Annotated in this window: 15 protein-coding genes; 5 read left to right on the top strand and 10 right to left on the bottom strand. The window is 65.7% G+C overall.

All coding sequences use genetic code 11. The features are described from left to right. Positions 1 to 50: 50 nt before the first annotated feature. Entirely contained in the window at positions 51 to 587 is a 537-nt protein-coding gene (locus tag ACIBG0_RS04000) for a DUF3558 family protein (RefSeq protein ID WP_397028975.1), read from the top strand. A gap of 40 nt (positions 588 to 627) precedes the next feature. Here the strand turns inward: ACIBG0_RS04000 and ACIBG0_RS03995 are convergent, their stop codons facing one another. Continuing rightward, a complete protein-coding gene (locus ACIBG0_RS03995) occupies positions 628 to 1,875 on the bottom strand; it encodes an SPFH domain-containing protein (RefSeq protein ID WP_397028974.1) in 1,248 nt (415 codons plus the stop codon). Then, complete coding sequence (locus ACIBG0_RS03990) at positions 1,876 to 2,307, bottom strand: NfeD family protein (protein ID WP_397028972.1); 432 nt, start codon at positions 2,305 to 2,307, stop codon at positions 1,876 to 1,878. Positions 2,308 to 2,731: 424 nt separating this feature from the next. Here ACIBG0_RS03990 and ACIBG0_RS03985 point away from each other — a divergent pair, with 424 nt between their 5' ends. The 4 genes from ACIBG0_RS03985 to ACIBG0_RS03970 all read left to right on the top strand — a co-directional run bounded on the left by ACIBG0_RS03985 (position 2,732) and on the right by ACIBG0_RS03970 (position 7,933). After that, positions 2,732 to 3,559, top strand: a complete 828-nt coding sequence (locus tag ACIBG0_RS03985) for a DUF3097 domain-containing protein (RefSeq protein ID WP_397028970.1) — start codon at positions 2,732 to 2,734, stop codon at positions 3,557 to 3,559. A 187-nt stretch (positions 3,560 to 3,746) separates the two neighbouring features. Further along, on the top strand, positions 3,747 to 4,565 hold the full coding sequence (locus tag ACIBG0_RS03980; protein WP_397028968.1) for a hypothetical protein: 819 nt from the start codon (positions 3,747 to 3,749) through the stop codon (positions 4,563 to 4,565). Between the two features lie 100 nt (positions 4,566 to 4,665). After that, on the top strand, positions 4,666 to 5,436 hold the full coding sequence (locus ACIBG0_RS03975; protein WP_397028966.1) for a S1 family peptidase: 771 nt from the start codon (positions 4,666 to 4,668) through the stop codon (positions 5,434 to 5,436). A 34-nt stretch (positions 5,437 to 5,470) separates the two neighbouring features. Then, positions 5,471 to 7,933 (top strand): FHA domain-containing protein, encoded by a 2,463-nt coding sequence (locus ACIBG0_RS03970; RefSeq protein WP_397028964.1) that lies wholly within the window; start codon positions 5,471 to 5,473, stop codon positions 7,931 to 7,933. A gap of 28 nt (positions 7,934 to 7,961) precedes the next feature. Here the strand turns inward: ACIBG0_RS03970 and ACIBG0_RS03965 are convergent, their stop codons facing one another. The 8 genes from ACIBG0_RS03965 to ACIBG0_RS03930 all read right to left on the bottom strand — a co-directional run bounded on the left by ACIBG0_RS03965 (position 7,962) and on the right by ACIBG0_RS03930 (position 16,419). Beyond that, positions 7,962 to 9,038 (bottom strand): ferrochelatase, encoded by a 1,077-nt coding sequence (locus tag ACIBG0_RS03965; protein ID WP_397028963.1) that lies wholly within the window; start codon positions 9,036 to 9,038, stop codon positions 7,962 to 7,964. A 16-nt stretch (positions 9,039 to 9,054) separates the two neighbouring features. After that, complete coding sequence (gene inhA, locus ACIBG0_RS03960; protein ID WP_397028961.1) at positions 9,055 to 9,894, bottom strand: NADH-dependent enoyl-ACP reductase InhA; 840 nt, start codon at positions 9,892 to 9,894, stop codon at positions 9,055 to 9,057. Positions 9,895 to 9,966: 72 nt separating this feature from the next. Beyond that, positions 9,967 to 10,683: a 3-oxoacyl-ACP reductase FabG1 gene (gene fabG1, locus ACIBG0_RS03955; protein ID WP_397028960.1), complete on the bottom strand. Its 717-nt coding sequence runs from the start codon at positions 10,681 to 10,683 to the stop codon at positions 9,967 to 9,969. Positions 10,684 to 10,780: 97 nt separating this feature from the next. Further along, positions 10,781 to 11,785, bottom strand: coding sequence for a VWA domain-containing protein (locus ACIBG0_RS03950; RefSeq protein ID WP_397028958.1), 1,005 nt, complete (start codon positions 11,783 to 11,785; stop codon positions 10,781 to 10,783). Next, positions 11,782 to 12,732, bottom strand: a complete 951-nt coding sequence (locus tag ACIBG0_RS03945) for a DUF58 domain-containing protein (RefSeq protein WP_062989694.1) — start codon at positions 12,730 to 12,732, stop codon at positions 11,782 to 11,784. Before ACIBG0_RS03945 ends, ACIBG0_RS03950 begins: the two co-directional genes overlap by 4 nt. A gap of 53 nt (positions 12,733 to 12,785) precedes the next feature. Then, complete coding sequence (locus ACIBG0_RS03940; protein WP_397028956.1) at positions 12,786 to 13,994, bottom strand: AAA family ATPase; 1,209 nt, start codon at positions 13,992 to 13,994, stop codon at positions 12,786 to 12,788. Positions 13,995 to 14,151: 157 nt separating this feature from the next. Further along, positions 14,152 to 15,543: an NlpC/P60 family protein gene (locus tag ACIBG0_RS03935; protein ID WP_397030190.1), complete on the bottom strand. Its 1,392-nt coding sequence runs from the start codon at positions 15,541 to 15,543 to the stop codon at positions 14,152 to 14,154. 300 nt (positions 15,544 to 15,843) lie between these two features. After that, positions 15,844 to 16,419 (bottom strand): DUF6676 family protein, encoded by a 576-nt coding sequence (locus ACIBG0_RS03930; RefSeq protein ID WP_397028954.1) that lies wholly within the window; start codon positions 16,417 to 16,419, stop codon positions 15,844 to 15,846. Between the last annotated feature and the right edge of the window lies 1 nt (position 16,420).

Here is a 16,420-nt window from a genome sequence, read left to right as displayed (position 1 = left end):
CCGGCCGGTAGCCTCGGCCGAGGGACTCGGTCTCGACGAAGGGAGCGGATGTGACCGCATTAGGTGTGCGTAGCGGGCTGGCCGTGCTCGCGGCCGCCGGACTGCTGACCGGCTGTTCCGATAAGGCCGCCCCGGATGCCCATCCCACCGCCACCCCGGCGGCCACCTCATTGACGAACTGCACGCCGCTGACCGAGGAGCAGATAAGCCGCGCCGCTCACGCCGACACTCTCACCACCCGGCACCGTCCGCCGGTCTGCGTCTGGCAGGCACAACGCGGCGGCGACGAATCAGATCTCACCTTCACCTACACCGACCGCGAATCCCTCCAGCAGACCTGGCAGCGGGCCGAGAACGACGGCTTCCAGACCGAACATCTGACGATCACCGAACAGATCTTCGGCGCAACCGTCACCGCGACCGGTTTCTACATCCGCAATCCACGCGACCCAGGTGACTGCGCGGTGGCCGCCGCGGACAATGGCACCATCGTCTGGCGCGTCCAAAACCATTCCCACACAACAACCGCGGACTCCTGCGCCATCGCGCTCCAGCTGGCAACGCTCACCATCGATCTCGCGCCGTAAACCACCCTGGACCTCGACAAAAATCCGCCGTGTTCGCGATTTACTGCGACGGCGGCTGCCAAGACTGTCCCTGCGGCCCGTCCGGGTGGTATGGCGGCTGGTGCGGCGGAATCTGCTGCGGCGGGGTCTCCTGCTGCACTGGCATTACCTGCTGGTGCGGGTAGGGCTGGGTTCGGGTGACCGGAGTGGCCACGCCCTCCACCGACGCCCGCGCATCGGCCTCCGCGGCGCGCACCGCCTGTTCGATGGCCGGATCGCGAGCCGTATCGAACCAGCCCTCGACATCGGAATCGTCCTCGGGCTTACTCTCCACATCGTCGGCCGGGGCGGGCTCGTAGCGGAATATGCCGTCCTCGCCCTTGGTCGCGAAGTTCTGAGCGAAACCCTCGAGCGCCTTGCCGAAATCACTCGGCACCAGCCACACCTTATTCGCGTCACCACGCGCGACCAGCGGCAGGGTCTGCATGTACTGGTAGGCAAGCAGTTCCGGCGTCGGCTTACCGGACTTGATTGCGGCGAAAACCTTTTCGATGGCCTTGGCCTGTCCCTGAGCGTTCAGGTAGGCTGCGGCCCGCTCACCCTGCGCGCGCAGAATCCGGCTCTGCCGTTCACCTTCGGCCGCCAGGATCGAGGACTGCTTGGCACCCTCGGCGGACAGGATCTGCGCCTGCTTGGCGCCCTCGGCCGTCTTGATCTGCGATTCGCGGGTACCCTCCGCGGTGAGGATCATGGCCCGCTTCTCGCGGTCGGCCTTCATCTGCTTCTCCATCGACTCCTGGATCGATGGCGGCGGATCGATACTCTTGAGTTCGACCCGCGCGACCCGCAGCCCCCACCGCCCGGTGGCCTCGTCGAGCACCCCGCGTAGCTGACCGTTGATCTGGTCGCGCGAGGTCAGCGTCTGCTCCAGGGTCATGCCACCGACCACATTGCGCAGGGTGGTCACGGTGAGCTGTTCGACGGCCGCGATGTAGTTGCTGATCTCGTATACCGCCGCCTGCGGGCTCGTCACCTGGAAGTACACGACGGTGTCGATATGCAGCGTCAGGTTGTCCTCGGTGATCACCGGCTGCGGCGGGAAGGACACCACGCGCTCGCGCAGGTCGACCTTCGCCCGGATCCGGTCGGCGAAGGGCACCAGGAACGTCAATTGACCCGAGACCGTGCGCGAATATCGGCCGAGTCGCTCGATGACGGCTGCCTCCGCCTGTGGCACCAGGGCGATCGATTTGAAGACGACCACCACGACCAACAGCACCAGCACGGCGGCAACGATGAGCACAGCCATCTACGGCTCCTTCCAGACGACGGCGGTCGCGCCGTCGATCTTCATGACGTACACCGTTGTTCCCTTCGGATATTCGACTGTCGAATCGAACGGCCGCGCGGTCCACTCTTCGCCACCGATCTTGACCAAGCCGCTGTGCGCGCCGACCGATTCCAACACCAGCGCCTGCTTACCCGGCAGCGCGTCGACATTCGTCGGGATCGGCGGCGGAGTTCCGAAGCGGCGCCGCAGAACTGGCCGCACCCCGAGCAGCAGCACCAGCGCCGACACCGCGAAGACCACGGCATCGGCGACCAGCCCGGTATCGGCCACGGCACTGACGCCCGCGGTTCCGAGCGCGGCGACGCCCAGCATCAGCAGCGTGAGGTCTCCGGTGAGCATCTCCGCCGCCGCGAGCAGCAGGCCCGCGACCAGCCAAACGATTGCGGCCACAGACCCACTGTAGTGGCCGGAACCACTTCTGTGGCGCGACAGACCCGAGATCACCTTCGGCAGTTTCGCCGCGCCCATTGTCGTATCAGCCAGCCGTTGAAGCCGAAACGACTGTGCGCCTAATGATTTCGATCTAAACCGCGACGCCGCGGCAATCCGCTGAACCGAACACGATCCGATCGGTGCGCCCAAGGACGTACCCGGCGCGATCTGCCAGCGACTCCATCACCGCGGCGATACCGAGAAGCAGTACAAACAGAGCTGCTGGGTCACCTACAAGCGCTATGTCGCGAACGTCAGCGATAACGAAGCCGACGTTCGACAGAAGGTTGCCCCGCAATACGCGCTTTTCGCCAACAGTCTGTGATCGGCACACCAACTCGCTTGCGTCACGACCCGAACCGGCGGTGCTAATTTCGGGCGGGTGAGCGGGCGTGACATGTATGGCGGCGATATCTTCTCCGGACATACGCGATCGAAGAAACAAACCGTGCCGGTGGTCGAGGCCGAACGCGATCTCGTGGTGGAGGATGCGGCGACCGGATTCTGCGGTGCCGTGGTGGGATTCGACCGCAGCTATGACGGCGAATTCGTCAAGTTGGAGGATGCGCGCGGCGCGGTGCGGTTATTCGCGTTGCGCGAGGCGGCGTTCCTGATCGACGGCGCGCCTGTCACGCTGATCCGACCCAAAGCCGCGACGCCCAAGAGGCCGACCAGGTCGGCATCGGGTTCGACTCGGGTGGAGGGGCTGCGCGCGCAGGTCGCCAAGACCAGCCGGATCTGGGTGGAGGGCGTCCACGATGCCGCGCTCGTCGAGCGGGTCTGGGGACACGATCTGCGGGTCGAGGGCGTGGTCGTCGAACACCTCGAGGGTTTGGACAATCTGGCCGAGCGGCTGACCGACTTCGCGCCCGGACCGGGGCGGCGCGTCGGTGTACTGGTCGACCATCTGGTCACCGGTTCCAAGGAAACCCAGCTGACCACCGGTCTCGGAAAGTATGTGCTGGTCACTGGGCATCCCTATATCGATGTCTGGCAGGCCGTGCGTCCCGCGGCGGTCGGCATCGCGGCATGGCCCGAGGTGCCACGCGGTGAGGATTGGAAGACCGGCATCTGCCGTCGGCTCGGCTGGGGCACACCGCAGCAGGGGTGGCGGCGGGTCTACAACGCCGTCGAATCCTTCCGCGATCTGGAATCCCCCCTGATCGGCGCGGTGGAGCGACTCATCGACTTCGTCACCGAACCGGAGTGATCATCGTTACCGGGTCCAATGGCTGAAATCATGTCCCATTTCGCGGAATTCGGCCCGCACGCCCACGACTGTGGCAGACTTGTTTTTCCGGTACTCGCAGTACCGGGCGGCGGACCGATGCGCGCAGCTCACGGGGTATCCGGCATGGACGCCCCCGAGTCGCGCCCCTCCTTTATGCTCGATAATTATGTGCTCACCTAGTGCCACGCTGACGGTGTGGGCCGGCTCCTGGCTGGCCGGTTGCAGCGCGCCCGACGACATCCTCGAGGCGTTGTACGCCTGGGCGCCGCGGCACACCATCGCCGCGGGCGATCCACTGACCGGCGGTCGCGACGACCTGCCCTGGTCCTCCCGCGACAATGTGTCCGGCACCGGAGTCATGGCGCTGCTCAAGGTGATTCGCGAGGCGATGGCACAACCCGATGCGCAGTTGCGCTTGGTGCTGCCGGTGCCCGGCGATGTGCGCGGACTGCCCACTGGAACCGCCTTCGGTGCGGATGCGATCGAGGCGGGCGAGGGACTGCTGTTCGGTGTGCCGGGCGAAGAGGGCACCGGACTGATTCCGCAGTGGGCCGATGACGATACCTTGCAATGGACCGTCTACAGCACCCCGATTCCGGCCGTGCCCGGCTCGGATATGTCGCTGGGCGAGGCGGAGTACACGATGCGCGAAGCGGTGCGCGATGCCGCCGACGCCCTCATGCGCCTGCACACCACCGGTGCGGGCGCAACCGTCGACTCCGACCCGCGCGAACTCATCGAGGCCGAGCTCGCGGATTACTCGCGCCACGACTATCCGGATTCGATCCCATTGCGCGCCAGGCGAATCCTCGACAGCGCCGACCACGTCGCCGCCATCCTCACTGTCGCCCAACGCGAACCGGCGTCTTCTCCCACCTCCGCCACCGCCATCGGCGCCCAGGAGGACCTGCTACGCCCACTGTGGGACGCGATCCGCGCTGCCCGGTTGGTCGCGGTGCATGCCGCGGCTCGCGGCAATTCGTAAAACACCGGCGTAAGGCGGCCACCGGTACCGTAGGCGCGAGAACACCGGCATTCTCTGGTTGAATAGGTCGAGCGATCGCCTGAAACGTCCGGGAGGCGGCATGTTTCGCATACCTCGTATCGCCGCGGCTGTGACCGCCGCATTCATCGTCGCTCTCGGTGCCCCTACCGTTCCCGCCACGGCCATCGTGGGTGGAAATGCGATCGAGGCGGGCGCCTACCCATGGCTCGCCGCTATCGGCAGCCCGTTGTACTTCTTGCGGCCATCCGGGCAATTCTGCGGCGGTGCGCTCATCGCACCTGATCGGCTTGTGACATCGGCGCATTGCGTCGAGTTGGCACGGCTGCTGCCGCAGGCGATCACCGTCACCTTCGGCCGCACCGACCTGCGCTCGCATGACGGAGTCACGGTGGGGGTCAAGGAGATTCGCATCCACCCGGATTTTCGGGAAACCGATTTCGAGGGCGAGACCGTGCACCACAATGATATCGCGATCCTCGTCCTCGACGAGCCGAGACCGGGGCCGTTCCTGGAAATCGCAGCGCCACAGGGCGATCCGCGCGCATACGGCGACACCGGCACCATCGTCGGCTGGGGCGCGACCTCTGAGAACGACATCTCGAATACGCTCCTGCGATCCGCCGCCGTCCCTATCATCCCCGACGCCACGTGCGCCGCCGCCTATGGCTCCGCCTTCGACCCCGCCGATATGCTCTGCGCCGGATCCTCGGACGCCGATACCGCCGAATACGACAGCGGTGATCCACTGCTGGTCGCGGGCCGGCTGATCGGCCTCACCTCATGGGGCAAGGGCAGCGCCCGCCCAGGCTACCCCGGTGTCTACGCCTACCTCACCACCGTGAGTTTCTGACCAAACGCGGCGGACCAGTCGGTATACTCAGCTCATGGCGGATGACGAGTCATCCATCGAATTCCCCGAAGCACCAGTTCTCGTGGTGCAGACAAGGGAACGCGTCTATCGGCTACGTGCCGGGACGGCATATAACGTCGGTCGCGATCCGGCATCCGACGTTATCGTGACCGATCCGCGCGCATCCTCGTTGCACGCCGTGCTGGAGCGGGGTGCGGACGGCTGGGAAATCGAGGACGCGGGCAGCCTCAACGGAACGTTTTTCGACGGTCACCGCGTCGATCGGATGCTGATCGACCATGACGAGACTTTCCAGCTCGGTCACGCCGTGGACGGTGAGCAATTGGCCGTGTCCATCGAGGGGCAAGAAGGACAAACCGGCCAGAAGTCCGACGACGATTTCGGTGGAGACACGATGATCGTCTCCGATCCGGGCTACAACCTCGCGGACGAAGCAACGGTCACGAAGTTCCATGCTGGTCAGCCCAGGAAAGTTTCGCGATCGGCACCCTCGACGGCCCGACCCAGCGCGGTTGTCCGGATCACCTCGCCCACGCTTCGGATCGGACGCGCGCCAGACAACGACATCGTCGCGCACGACCTCATGCTCTCCCGCCACCACGCCGAGCTGCGCACGATCGGCGACGGCAGATACCGGATCGTCGACCTCGACAGCCACAACGGCACCTACGTCAACGGCCACCGGATCGACGCCGCGGACCTATCCGAATCCGATTTGATCGGTATGGGACACACCACCTTCCGGCTGGTCGGCGACGAGCTGCGCGAGTTCGTCGACACCGGTGACGTGTCGGTCTCGGTGCAGAACCTCACCGTGCGGACGCCTGAGGGCAAGGTGCTCCTCGACGGGGTGGGCTTCCCCATCTCGCAGCGCTCGCTTGTCGGGGTCATCGGGCCCAGCGGGGCGGGCAAGTCGACGCTGCTCGGCGCGGTCACCGGGTTGCGGCCGGCGACGGAGGGGACGGTCCGCTACGACGGACGCGACCTGTACGCCAATTACGACGAACTCCGACACCGGATCGGGCTGGTCCCGCAGGAGGACATCCTGCACAACCAGCTTCCGACGCGGCGCGCGCTGCTTTACGCGGCCGAGTTGCGCTTCCCCGGTGACACGCGCAGCGAAGAGCGCGAGCAGCGGGTCGACGAGGTCCTAGAAGAACTCGGCTTGACGCGGCACGCCGAAACGCGCATCGACAAACTCTCGGGCGGGCAGCGCAAACGTGTCAGTGTCGCAGTGGAGTTGCTGACTAAACCGTCCCTGTTGTTTCTCGACGAACCGACCTCCGGCCTCGACCCTGGCCTGGATAAAACGGTCATGGAAATGCTGTCCGAACTGGCGCACGACGGGCGGACCGTCATCGTCGTTACGCACAGTGTGGCCAATCTCGATTCCTGCGACCGCCTGCTGGTCTTGGTGCCCGGCGGTCGGCTGGCCTATTACGGGCCGCCCGAGGAGGGGCTGCAGCAGTTCGCACAGCGCACTTGGGCCGAGGTGTTCCAGGCATTCGACCGCGAGGAAGACCGCGACTGGGCCGGTGAGTTCCAGAAGTCTTCACGCTTCGAGAACTATGTGGCGGTCGGACTGACCGACGATGTTGGCCCAACGGAAGTGCGCCCACCAGCGCCACCGCCCGCGCAGCAGTCCAAGCTTGCCCAGCTCAGTACGTTGTGCCGACGATATCTAGCGGTGATTGCCTCCGACCGAAGCTATATGGCGCTGCTCGGGGTGATGCCCATACTCCTAGGTGGCTTGATCGCTGCAGTACCGTCGGGCGAGGGCTTCGCCGGTCCGCCGGGATCCAACGTCGACGCCCCGACCAAGCTCATGGTTTTGGCGTTCGCGGCCTGCTTCGTCGGCACCGGCAACTCGATTCGCGAGATCGTCAAGGAGCAGACGATCTACCGCAGAGAACGCGCGGCAGGCCTGTCAGCAGGGGTCTATCTGATGTCGAAACTGCTGGTCCTGGGCGTGATCACCACCCTTCAGGCGGCGGTGTTGGTCCTGATCGGCACCATCGGTGTGGATATGCCGCCCAAGGGGCTTTTCACGATGGTCGAGCTGGAGCTGATCCTGGCGATGGCGCTGCTCGGCATCGCATCGCTGGCATTGGGCTTACTGGTGTCGGTGTCGGTGAACACCTCGGAGAAGACACTGCCACTGCTGATTGTGCTATCGATGGCACAACTGGTGCTCACCGGCGGGCTGGTGCGGCTCCCCGGCACACTCGGCCTGGAACAACTGGCCTACCTATCGCCGTCGCGCTGGGGGTTCGGCGCGGGAGCCGCCACCCTCGATCTGGACACTCTCACGCCGCACGCGGGCGCGGCCGATCCGCTCTGGAAACACACCATGGGCACGTGGCTGCTCGATATGGGAGTCGTCGCCGGGTTGGGGGCCGTCTTCCTCGCGCTGGCCTGGTACCGCCTGTATCAACTGCGCCCACGGCGCCGCGGTGCCCGCAAGGCGACGCTTTGACTAACCGGCGACTGGTTGCCCTCGACGTCTAGGTTGCCGTGGCAGGGCGTCGCGGCGGGGTGCAGCAGTCGATTGCACAGGCTGCACCGTTAACGGTGCAGCCGTAGCCTGGAATGTCGCCGAGTCGGCGTGGCGATTTACCGGCCATGTGCTCGTTTATCAGTTCGACGACCAACTGGGCGAAGCGGGGATCGGTACCTGGAGTGGCAGCCCTGGCGAACGCCATGCCGAGTTCCTCGGCCTTCTCCCTGGCCTCGTTGTCCAGATCCCAGATGACTTCGAGGTGATCGGAGACGAACCCGACCGGGCAGACGACGACCGCATCCACCCCCTTGCCCGACAGATCCTCGAGATGATCGACGATATCCGGATCCAGCCAGGGAATCTGCGGCGGGCCGGAACGGGACTGCCACACCACGTCGTAATCGGTGAATCCCGTCGCGACGGCACATAATCGCGCCGCCTCAGCGACCTGACGACTGTACAGACGGCCACCATCGGCAGGCGGCCCCGCGGACATATCGGCCGACACCGGTATCGAGTGCGCGGTGAAAACCAGCCGGGCACCGTCCCGACGCTCGGCCGGAAGCGAATCCACCGCAGCCCGAATCGCCGCGGCGAATGCCTCGACCAACAGCGGATGATCGAAGTACTGCCGCAATTTCACCAGATCAGGCGCATTCCCCCCGAAAGCCGCGCGCGCCCTCGCGATGTCCTCGTCGTACTGCAGACACCCGGAGTATCCCCCCCACGCCGAGGTCGGGAATACCAAAGCCGACCGCACCCCATCCGCCGCCATTCGCGCGACGGTGTCCTCCACCATCGGATGCCAGTTGCGGTTGCCGAAGTACACCGGCAGATCGATTCCGCGCGAAGCGAATTCGCTCTCGACCGCCTTGATTATGTCGAGATTCAGAGCATTGATCGGTGACACCCCGCCGAAGTGCAGATAGTGTTGCGCGACTTCGGCGAGCCGCTGCGGTGGCACTCCCCTGCCCCGGGTGACATTCTCCAGGAACGGCATAACGTCCTCTGGGCGTTCCGGACCGCCGAAGGACAGCAGTAGCAGCGCATCCACTGTCCCGGCAGCGGCATCCGCGGCCACGGCTCCTCCTCCGGCTTCAGTTGGCGGCGAACCCGTTTTCCGGGAACCACGTGTTGTGGCTCGCGCCGCCGTCGACGTAGATGATCGAACCTGTGGTGCCGGGCAGCCAGTCCGACAGCAGCGTCACGATGGACTTTGCGACCACGGTCGGGTCGTCGACATCCCAGCCGATCGGGGAGGCGCCGTCCCAGTACTCATTGAGCATATTCAGCTGCTTGGCGTCATCGGTCGCGGTGCCCGCGATGGCCTTGGCAGCGAGGGTCTTGATCGGGCCCGCGGCGATCAGGTTCGAGCGAACCTTCTTGGCGTTGCCGACTTCCCGCGCCACGTAGCGGTTCACCGATTCGAGGGCGGCCTTGGCCACACCCATCCAGTTGTAGTACGGCATAGCGGTGCGGGGATCGAAGTCCATGCCCACGATGGAGCCGCCCTCGTTCATGACCGGGAGCACGGCACGGGCCAACGAGGCGTAGGACCAAGCCGAGATCTCGAAGGCCTTGGCGGCGTCGGGGCCGGGGCCGTCCAGGAAGGCCACCGCGTCCGGACCCATCAGGGTCTTCGGCGCGAAGGCGATGGAGTGCAGGACGCCGTCGATGCCCTCGGGAGCCAGCTCGCGCACCTTCTCCGGCAGGGAGGCAAGATTCTCCTCGCTGGTGACGTCCAGACCGATGGCCGGGGCGACCTCCTGCGGCAGGCGCTTGGCGATCCGATCGATCAACCGCAGCCGCTCCGGAATGCCGGTGATGATCACCTTCGCGCCCTGCTCCTGCGCGACCGCCGCCGCATGGAACGCGATCGAGGAATCGGTGATGATGCCGGTGATCAGGATGGTCTTGCCTTCGAGCAATCCGCCCATGGGTTTTCGGTTCTCCTGTAGTCGAAGTTCAACTGGTTACGCGACCGCCGAACACGTCGGCTTTCGGTTGGGTCAGTGGCCCATGCCCATGCCGCCGTCGACCGGGATCACCGCGCCGGATACGTAGGCCGAATCGTCGGAAGCCAGGAAGCTGATCACGGCGGCGACGTCTTCTGGCTGACCGAGGCGCTGCAACGGAATGAACTTCTTCGCGGTGTCGCGCAGATCGTCGGGCAATTCGGCCGTCATATCGGTCTCGATGAAGCCGGGCGCGACCACATTCGCGGTGATCGAACGCGAACCGAGTTCACGGGTGATGGAACGCGCCAGACCGATGACACCTGCCTTCGACGAGGCGTAGTTGATCTGGCCGGGACCGCCGCCGAGGCCGACGACCGAGCCGAGGAAGATCATTCGGCCCCAGCGGGCCCGCAGCATGGCACGGTTGGCCCGCTTGGCGCAGCGGAACGCACCGGTCAGGTTCGCATCGATGACCCTGGTGAACTGCTCCTCGCTCATCCGCATCAGCAGGGTGTCATCGGTGATGCCCGCATTGGCGACCAGCACCTCGACCGGCCCCTGCTTCTCCTCCACCTCGCTGAAGGCCGCGTCAACCGAATCCGCATCCGTCACATCGCATTTCACCCCGAACAGACCGTCCGGAACCCCCGACCCACGATGCGTGACGGCCACCTTGTGCCCGTCGGCAAGCAGACGCTGCGCGACCGCGAGTCCGATACCGCGGTTGCCACCGGTCACCAGGACCGACCGGGATGTGATGTTCGACATGAGGACCAACCTATCTGTTCGGGTTCGTGCGCCACGCCCGGGCCACACATAGGGCTCTATGGAGAACCGGGCGCGTCGCAACGGCAGGCATTGACGACTACGGCAGGCGTTGACGATAGAGCAAGCCGGTAACTACACCGGCAGCGACAACGAGCATGCCGAGCAAAAGCCATGGTCTGCTGGCATCGCCCCTGGTCATCTCATAACCGATCTGCTCTTCGAGCGTGTCGTAGACCGCGGTCAACTCGGTCAGACTCGAAGCGGTATAGAAGTCGCCGCCGGAGAGTTTGGCGATCTCGCGCAACGCATCGTCGTCGACAGGCACCTTGACGCGCTGAGCGCCCCCACCATCCTGGTCTGGAATTTCCACCGTCCCCCAGGAGGTGCCGAACGAAATCGTCGACACCGGAACGCCTTTATTCTTCGCGAGGCGAGCCGCGGTGAAACCGTGCCGTGGATTGTCGACATCCTTGTCATCGGGCACCGTCTGCTTACCGTCGGACATCAGCACGATGCGCGCGGGCGGCGGTGTTTCCGCACCACCGAGCACGGTGGCGATGGTGTCGATCGACTGCAGCGCGGTCAGAATGCCCTCACCGGTGGCGGTGCGCTCGGCGAGCTTGATGTTGTCGATGGCGGCCTTGACGGCCTCGCGGTTCGTCGTCGGCGGCACCATTACCGAGGCGGTGCCGGCGAAGGTGACAAAGCCGAGATTGATACCCGGCGGCAGTCCGTCGACGAATTCCTTACCGGCCTTCTGCGCCACCTTCAGTCGCGACGGCGGCACATCGGTCGCCTCCATGGACAGCGAAACGTCCATCACCAGAACGACTGTCGCGCGATTGCGCGCTACCTTCTTGACCGCCGTCGGCCCCGCGGCGGCGATGGTGAGGAATACGAGACCGACCAGCAGCAGCGCGATCGGCACATGCCGTATCGGACTCGGCCGCGACGGAGCGACCTTCTCCAGCAGCTCCATATTCGTGAACTGCAGCATGTGCCGGTGGCGGCTGCGCTGAACAAGGATGTATCCCAACGCGATCAGCATGACCACAGCGAGGAAGCCGAGCCAGACCAGCGCGGTGAAATGCGAAATACTCACTGGCGCGGCGCCCGTCCGCTCGGGGCGCCGAATGCATGGCGCCGGGTGGACACGAACCGGACCACATCGGAGATCCAGTCCCGGTCGGTCTGCAGGGTGAGCACCGGTGCGCCACAACTGCGCAGGGCCTGTTCGACCTGAACGCGATGACGTTCGGCGGCGGCCGCGAAATCGGCGCGAAGCGTTGGCGTCACGCTGAATTCGCGGGTGCGCCCGGTCTCGGGATCGTGCAACACCACATCACCCACATCGGGCAGCGACAGATCGCGCGGATCGAGCACCTCCACCGCGAGTAGATCGTGGCGCGCGGAGATGGCGCGCAGCGAGCGCTGCCAGTTGATATCACCGAGGAAGTCACTGATGACCACCGCGAGTCCACGCTTGCGCTGCGGGCGGCGCAAGGATTCGATCGCCTCGCGCAGATCGCCGCGCACACCGTCGCGGGCGTGCGGCGTCGTCGCGATCTCACGCAGCATCGACTGCGCGTGCACCCGGCCGCTGCGCGCGGGAATGCGGGTCAATTGCTCCCCGGTCGCGACGACAGCGCCGATCCGGTTGCCGCCGCCGCTGGTGAGGTGGGTGATCGCCGCGGCGGCCGCGACCGCGAGATCGCGCTTCTGGCACAGTGCGGTGCCGAAGTCGAGGCTGGCCGACAGATCGACCACCATCCAGGTCTCCAGTTCCCGGTCCGCGATCATCTGCCGCACATGCGGATGGGTGGTGCGGGCGGTGACCGACCAATCCATCTGCCGCACATCGTCGCCCGGCTGATACGTCCTGGCCTCGCCCGGCTCAGAGCCGGGGCCAGGAATCAGGCCGAGGTGATCACCGTGCAGCACACCGTCGAGCCGACGACGGACGGTCAGTTCCAGCGTTCGGAGCGCCGCCGTCAGCTTGGGGTCGGACAGTTCGCCCGATCGGAAAGACGGTGGTGCGTGCGGAGACATCGGCACTGGTGGAACCTCGTCGTCTGGCAAATCAGGCACAGCCGATGCCGAGGTCACTTCGGCTGGTTATTGCCGGCGGCCGGAGACATCTGCGCGACCGACGGCTGCGGCACCGCGTCCTGAGGTGCGGGCGGCTGCGGGATCGGCGACTGCCCGCCGTGCGGCCCCATGGCGGGCGGTGCGGCCGGAACGGGTGCGGACTGACCACCCGGGGCGACCGCCTGCGGTGCGACCTGCGGCAGGCCGACGGTCTGCAGCACGCGCTTGATCACGTCGTCGGGGCTGATCTCATCGGCGAGCGCGTCATAGGACAGCACAAGGCGGTGGCGCAGCACATCCGGAATCACCTCGACGACATCCTGCGGCACCACGTAGTCGCGGCCGCGGATCAGCGCCACGGCGCGCGCTGCGGCGATGATGCCGAGGCTGGCGCGCGGCGAGGCGCCGTAGGCGATCCAGCTCGCCACATCCTGCATGCCGAAATCGCCGGGCTTGCGGGTCGCCGCGATCACCCGGACCACGTAGTCGACCAGCGCATGGTGCACGAACGTATTAGCGGCCACCCGCTGCAGACGGATGAGCTCGGACGGTTCGAGGATCGGCTTGGCCTCCGGCGGGGTGACACCCATCCGGTAGATGATCTCGCGCTCTTCCTCCACTGACGGATAGTCGACGACCACCTTGAACAGGAAGCGGTCGCGCTGCGCCTCGGGCAGCGGGTACACGCCCTCGCTCTCGATCGGGTTCTGGGTCGCCATGACCAGGAACGGATCGGGCATCGGGTAGGTCTTGCCGCCGATCGACACATGCCGCTCGGCCATCACCTCGAGCAGTGCGGACTGCACCTTGGCCGGCGCGCGGTTGATCTCGTCGGCGAGCACGAAGTTGGCCACCACCGGACCGAGTTCGGTGTCGAACTCCTCGCGGCCCTGGCGGTAGATGCGGGTACCGATCAGGTCGGTGGGCACCAGGTCGGGGGTGAACTGGACGCGGGCGAACGAACCACCGACCACCTTGGCGAAGGTCTCCACCGCAAGGGTTTTGGCGATGCCTGGCACACCCTCGAGCAATACGTGGCCGCGTGCGAGCACCCCGACGAGCAGCCTTTCGACGAGCCGATCCTGGCCGACGATAACGCGCTTGACCTCGTATATCGCCTTCTCCAGGGTCTGGACGTCACGCTCCAGGGTGCTGGGTGCGGGAGCAGCGGCCTCTTTCGCCAAACTTGCCCCGCTCACACCGTCCGTCGAAGTCACCAACATCCCCGCTTTCGCTTTGGTCCTGTGCGTGCTGCCACAACTATTCCAGGTAATGGCCGCATATGCCGCAACCGGACCCGAGATCATGGCAAATCAACAGGTTCGCGGTCGGGTTCGCGGCGTGCGGCCCAGCCTAGGGGTTACCAGACGAGCCCAGGGGTCAGGTGACGATCCGCACCGCGTACGGCATGATGCCGCCCTCGCGCACCGGAGATACCCGTACCACCTCGCCGGATTGCGGCGCCTCCACCATCTTCCCGTTTCCGAGGTAGAGCGCGACATGTTCGCTGCCGTTCGGGCCCCAGAACAGCATGTCGCCGCGACTGCGCTCGGCGACGGGCACCCTGGTGCCCGCGTTGTATTGGTAGCCGCTGTAGTGCGGCAGTGAGACGCCGATACCCGCGAAGGCATAGATCATCAGACCCGAGCAGTCGAACCCGACCTTGTTGTAATCGCCGAAGCTGTCGGCGACACCGCCGTCGCGGATGCCGAGGGTCGGCCCGTCCTCGTCGCCACCGCCCCAGGCATAGATGACGCCGATCTGCGACATGGCCCGATCGACCACGGTTTCGATCGCCTCCGAGCCGGTAATGGACGGCATCGTCGGCCCGGTGACGCGCGGCCTGGTCTGGCGCGGCGGCGACGAATCATCCATTTGAATATGTGGCCGCTTTCCCGCACCTGCCTGCGCCGCCCGGTCCTTGGCGGCCTGGTCCTGGGCCGCACGTGCGGCGGCCGCCGCAGCGGCGGCGCGGATGGCGGCCTCCTCGGCCTTGCGCTGGTCGTCCCACGCCAGATAGGCCTCGCGTTGTCCTTGCAGTCCGGCCACATTCGCGCGCGCCTGGTCCAATCGGCCCTGCGCCGCCGTACGCTGGCGCAGTAGGCCCTCCCGCTGCGCCGCCTGCTGATCCTGTTCGGACTTCACCGCGGCGACGGCGTTTTCGGCGTCCGTCTTCTTCTGTTCGGCCACTGCGGCGGCCGCGTCGGCGGCCGATTTCGCTTGGCGCGCACTGGCATTCTTATTGCCCTGGGTGATCTGAGCACGCCGCAGCGAGTCGAGCACCGACTGCTGATTCTTCGATACCAGCGTGAATACCTGGGCGCGGTTGAGCGCGACATCCGGGGTGGCCGAGGACAGATAGGTGATCACGGAGTTCGCGGCGGGCCGGGTATACGCCTGCACCGCGAACTGGTCGAAGTTGCGCCTGGCCTGGTCGACCTGGATTCCGGCCTCGCTCAGTTCGCGCTGGGTCTGCACCACCGCGGCCGCGGCGGCATCGGCGGCGTTGCGGGCGTCTTGCAGATCAACCAGCGCTTTGTTGACTTCTTCGCGCTTCTGGGCGATAGCGGCGTCGAGTTCCTGCAGCTTCTGATCCGTCACCGCGACCTGGTTGATCAGCGCGCCGACCTCGGTCACTCTGGCGTCGACTTGTGCCCCCGCATCGGCGATCTGGCTATCGCTCGGGTTGGGTGGGGCAGGCGGCACGGCGGCGACCGGCCCGGCCGTGACGAGCACGGCGGCAGCAACCAGCAACCCTAGAGCGACCCACAGCGGATGCTGAGAACCGGCAACGCCGTTGTTGCGCATCGCACCTCCAAAGGACCCGATCAGACTTAACCTCACGAGCCCCCTGCGAACCATCACGCCCAGTGGTGCACAGATAGCTCTCTGAACACTCTTTCCCCATCAGCGATCATTCGAACCGTACGTCACATCATTCACCAAAGAAACTCCAGCAACAGAACTACAGCCGCGTAATTTGACTGTTGCTGAGAAATAGCCACATGAGTACGGGGGTTCGGCCGGAAAAAACAAACCGACCGGCAGGAAAGGTAACTGAGCGGATACTCGCTACGAGGTGAGATCCCGGCCGTCGCCGCGAGCCGAAACCTCTACCGGCACAGCGCGCTCGGCAGAACGGCGCGACTTCACCCAGTAGAGTCCACCGACCACCACCGCCGTGCCCACAAGCAACACGCTGGTGATCGCGGTCCACGAGAACTTTTCCGGCTGCTCGAGCCGATCGACGAAAATCTGCGCGGCCTGCGCCGAATGCCCCTGCGTGCTCTTGGACGCGTCCTCGGCCCACTCCAGTTTCACCCGGCTGATCGAATCACTGTAGGTGCCGACCCAGTCGTCGCTGAGCGCCACGACGGTTCCGTGCTCGGTCTTGCCGACCTCGGTGGCCAGGTCACGTAGATTGGAATCGTGACCTGGATTCCCGGGAATCACCACGATGCTGAGCTCGATGCCGTGGGCTCGGGCATCGGCGACGACCGCCTCGAGCGCGTCCTGATCCCTACCCTTCGGCGTGGCCACATGGTTGTCGGCCACATCCTCCTTGATCTGGGACAACGTCTTGTCGTCGATACCAGGGGGGAGTTCGGCGCGCATGGGCGTGAACACCGAGGTGTGCGAGACGGTCATC

This window comes from Nocardia sp. NPDC050630, assembly GCF_044457245.1.
Classification (GTDB): Bacteria; Actinomycetota; Actinomycetes; order Mycobacteriales; family Mycobacteriaceae; genus Nocardia.
The sequence above is the reverse complement of the archived record's forward strand: the minus strand, read 5'-3'. Positions and strand labels throughout refer to the sequence as shown.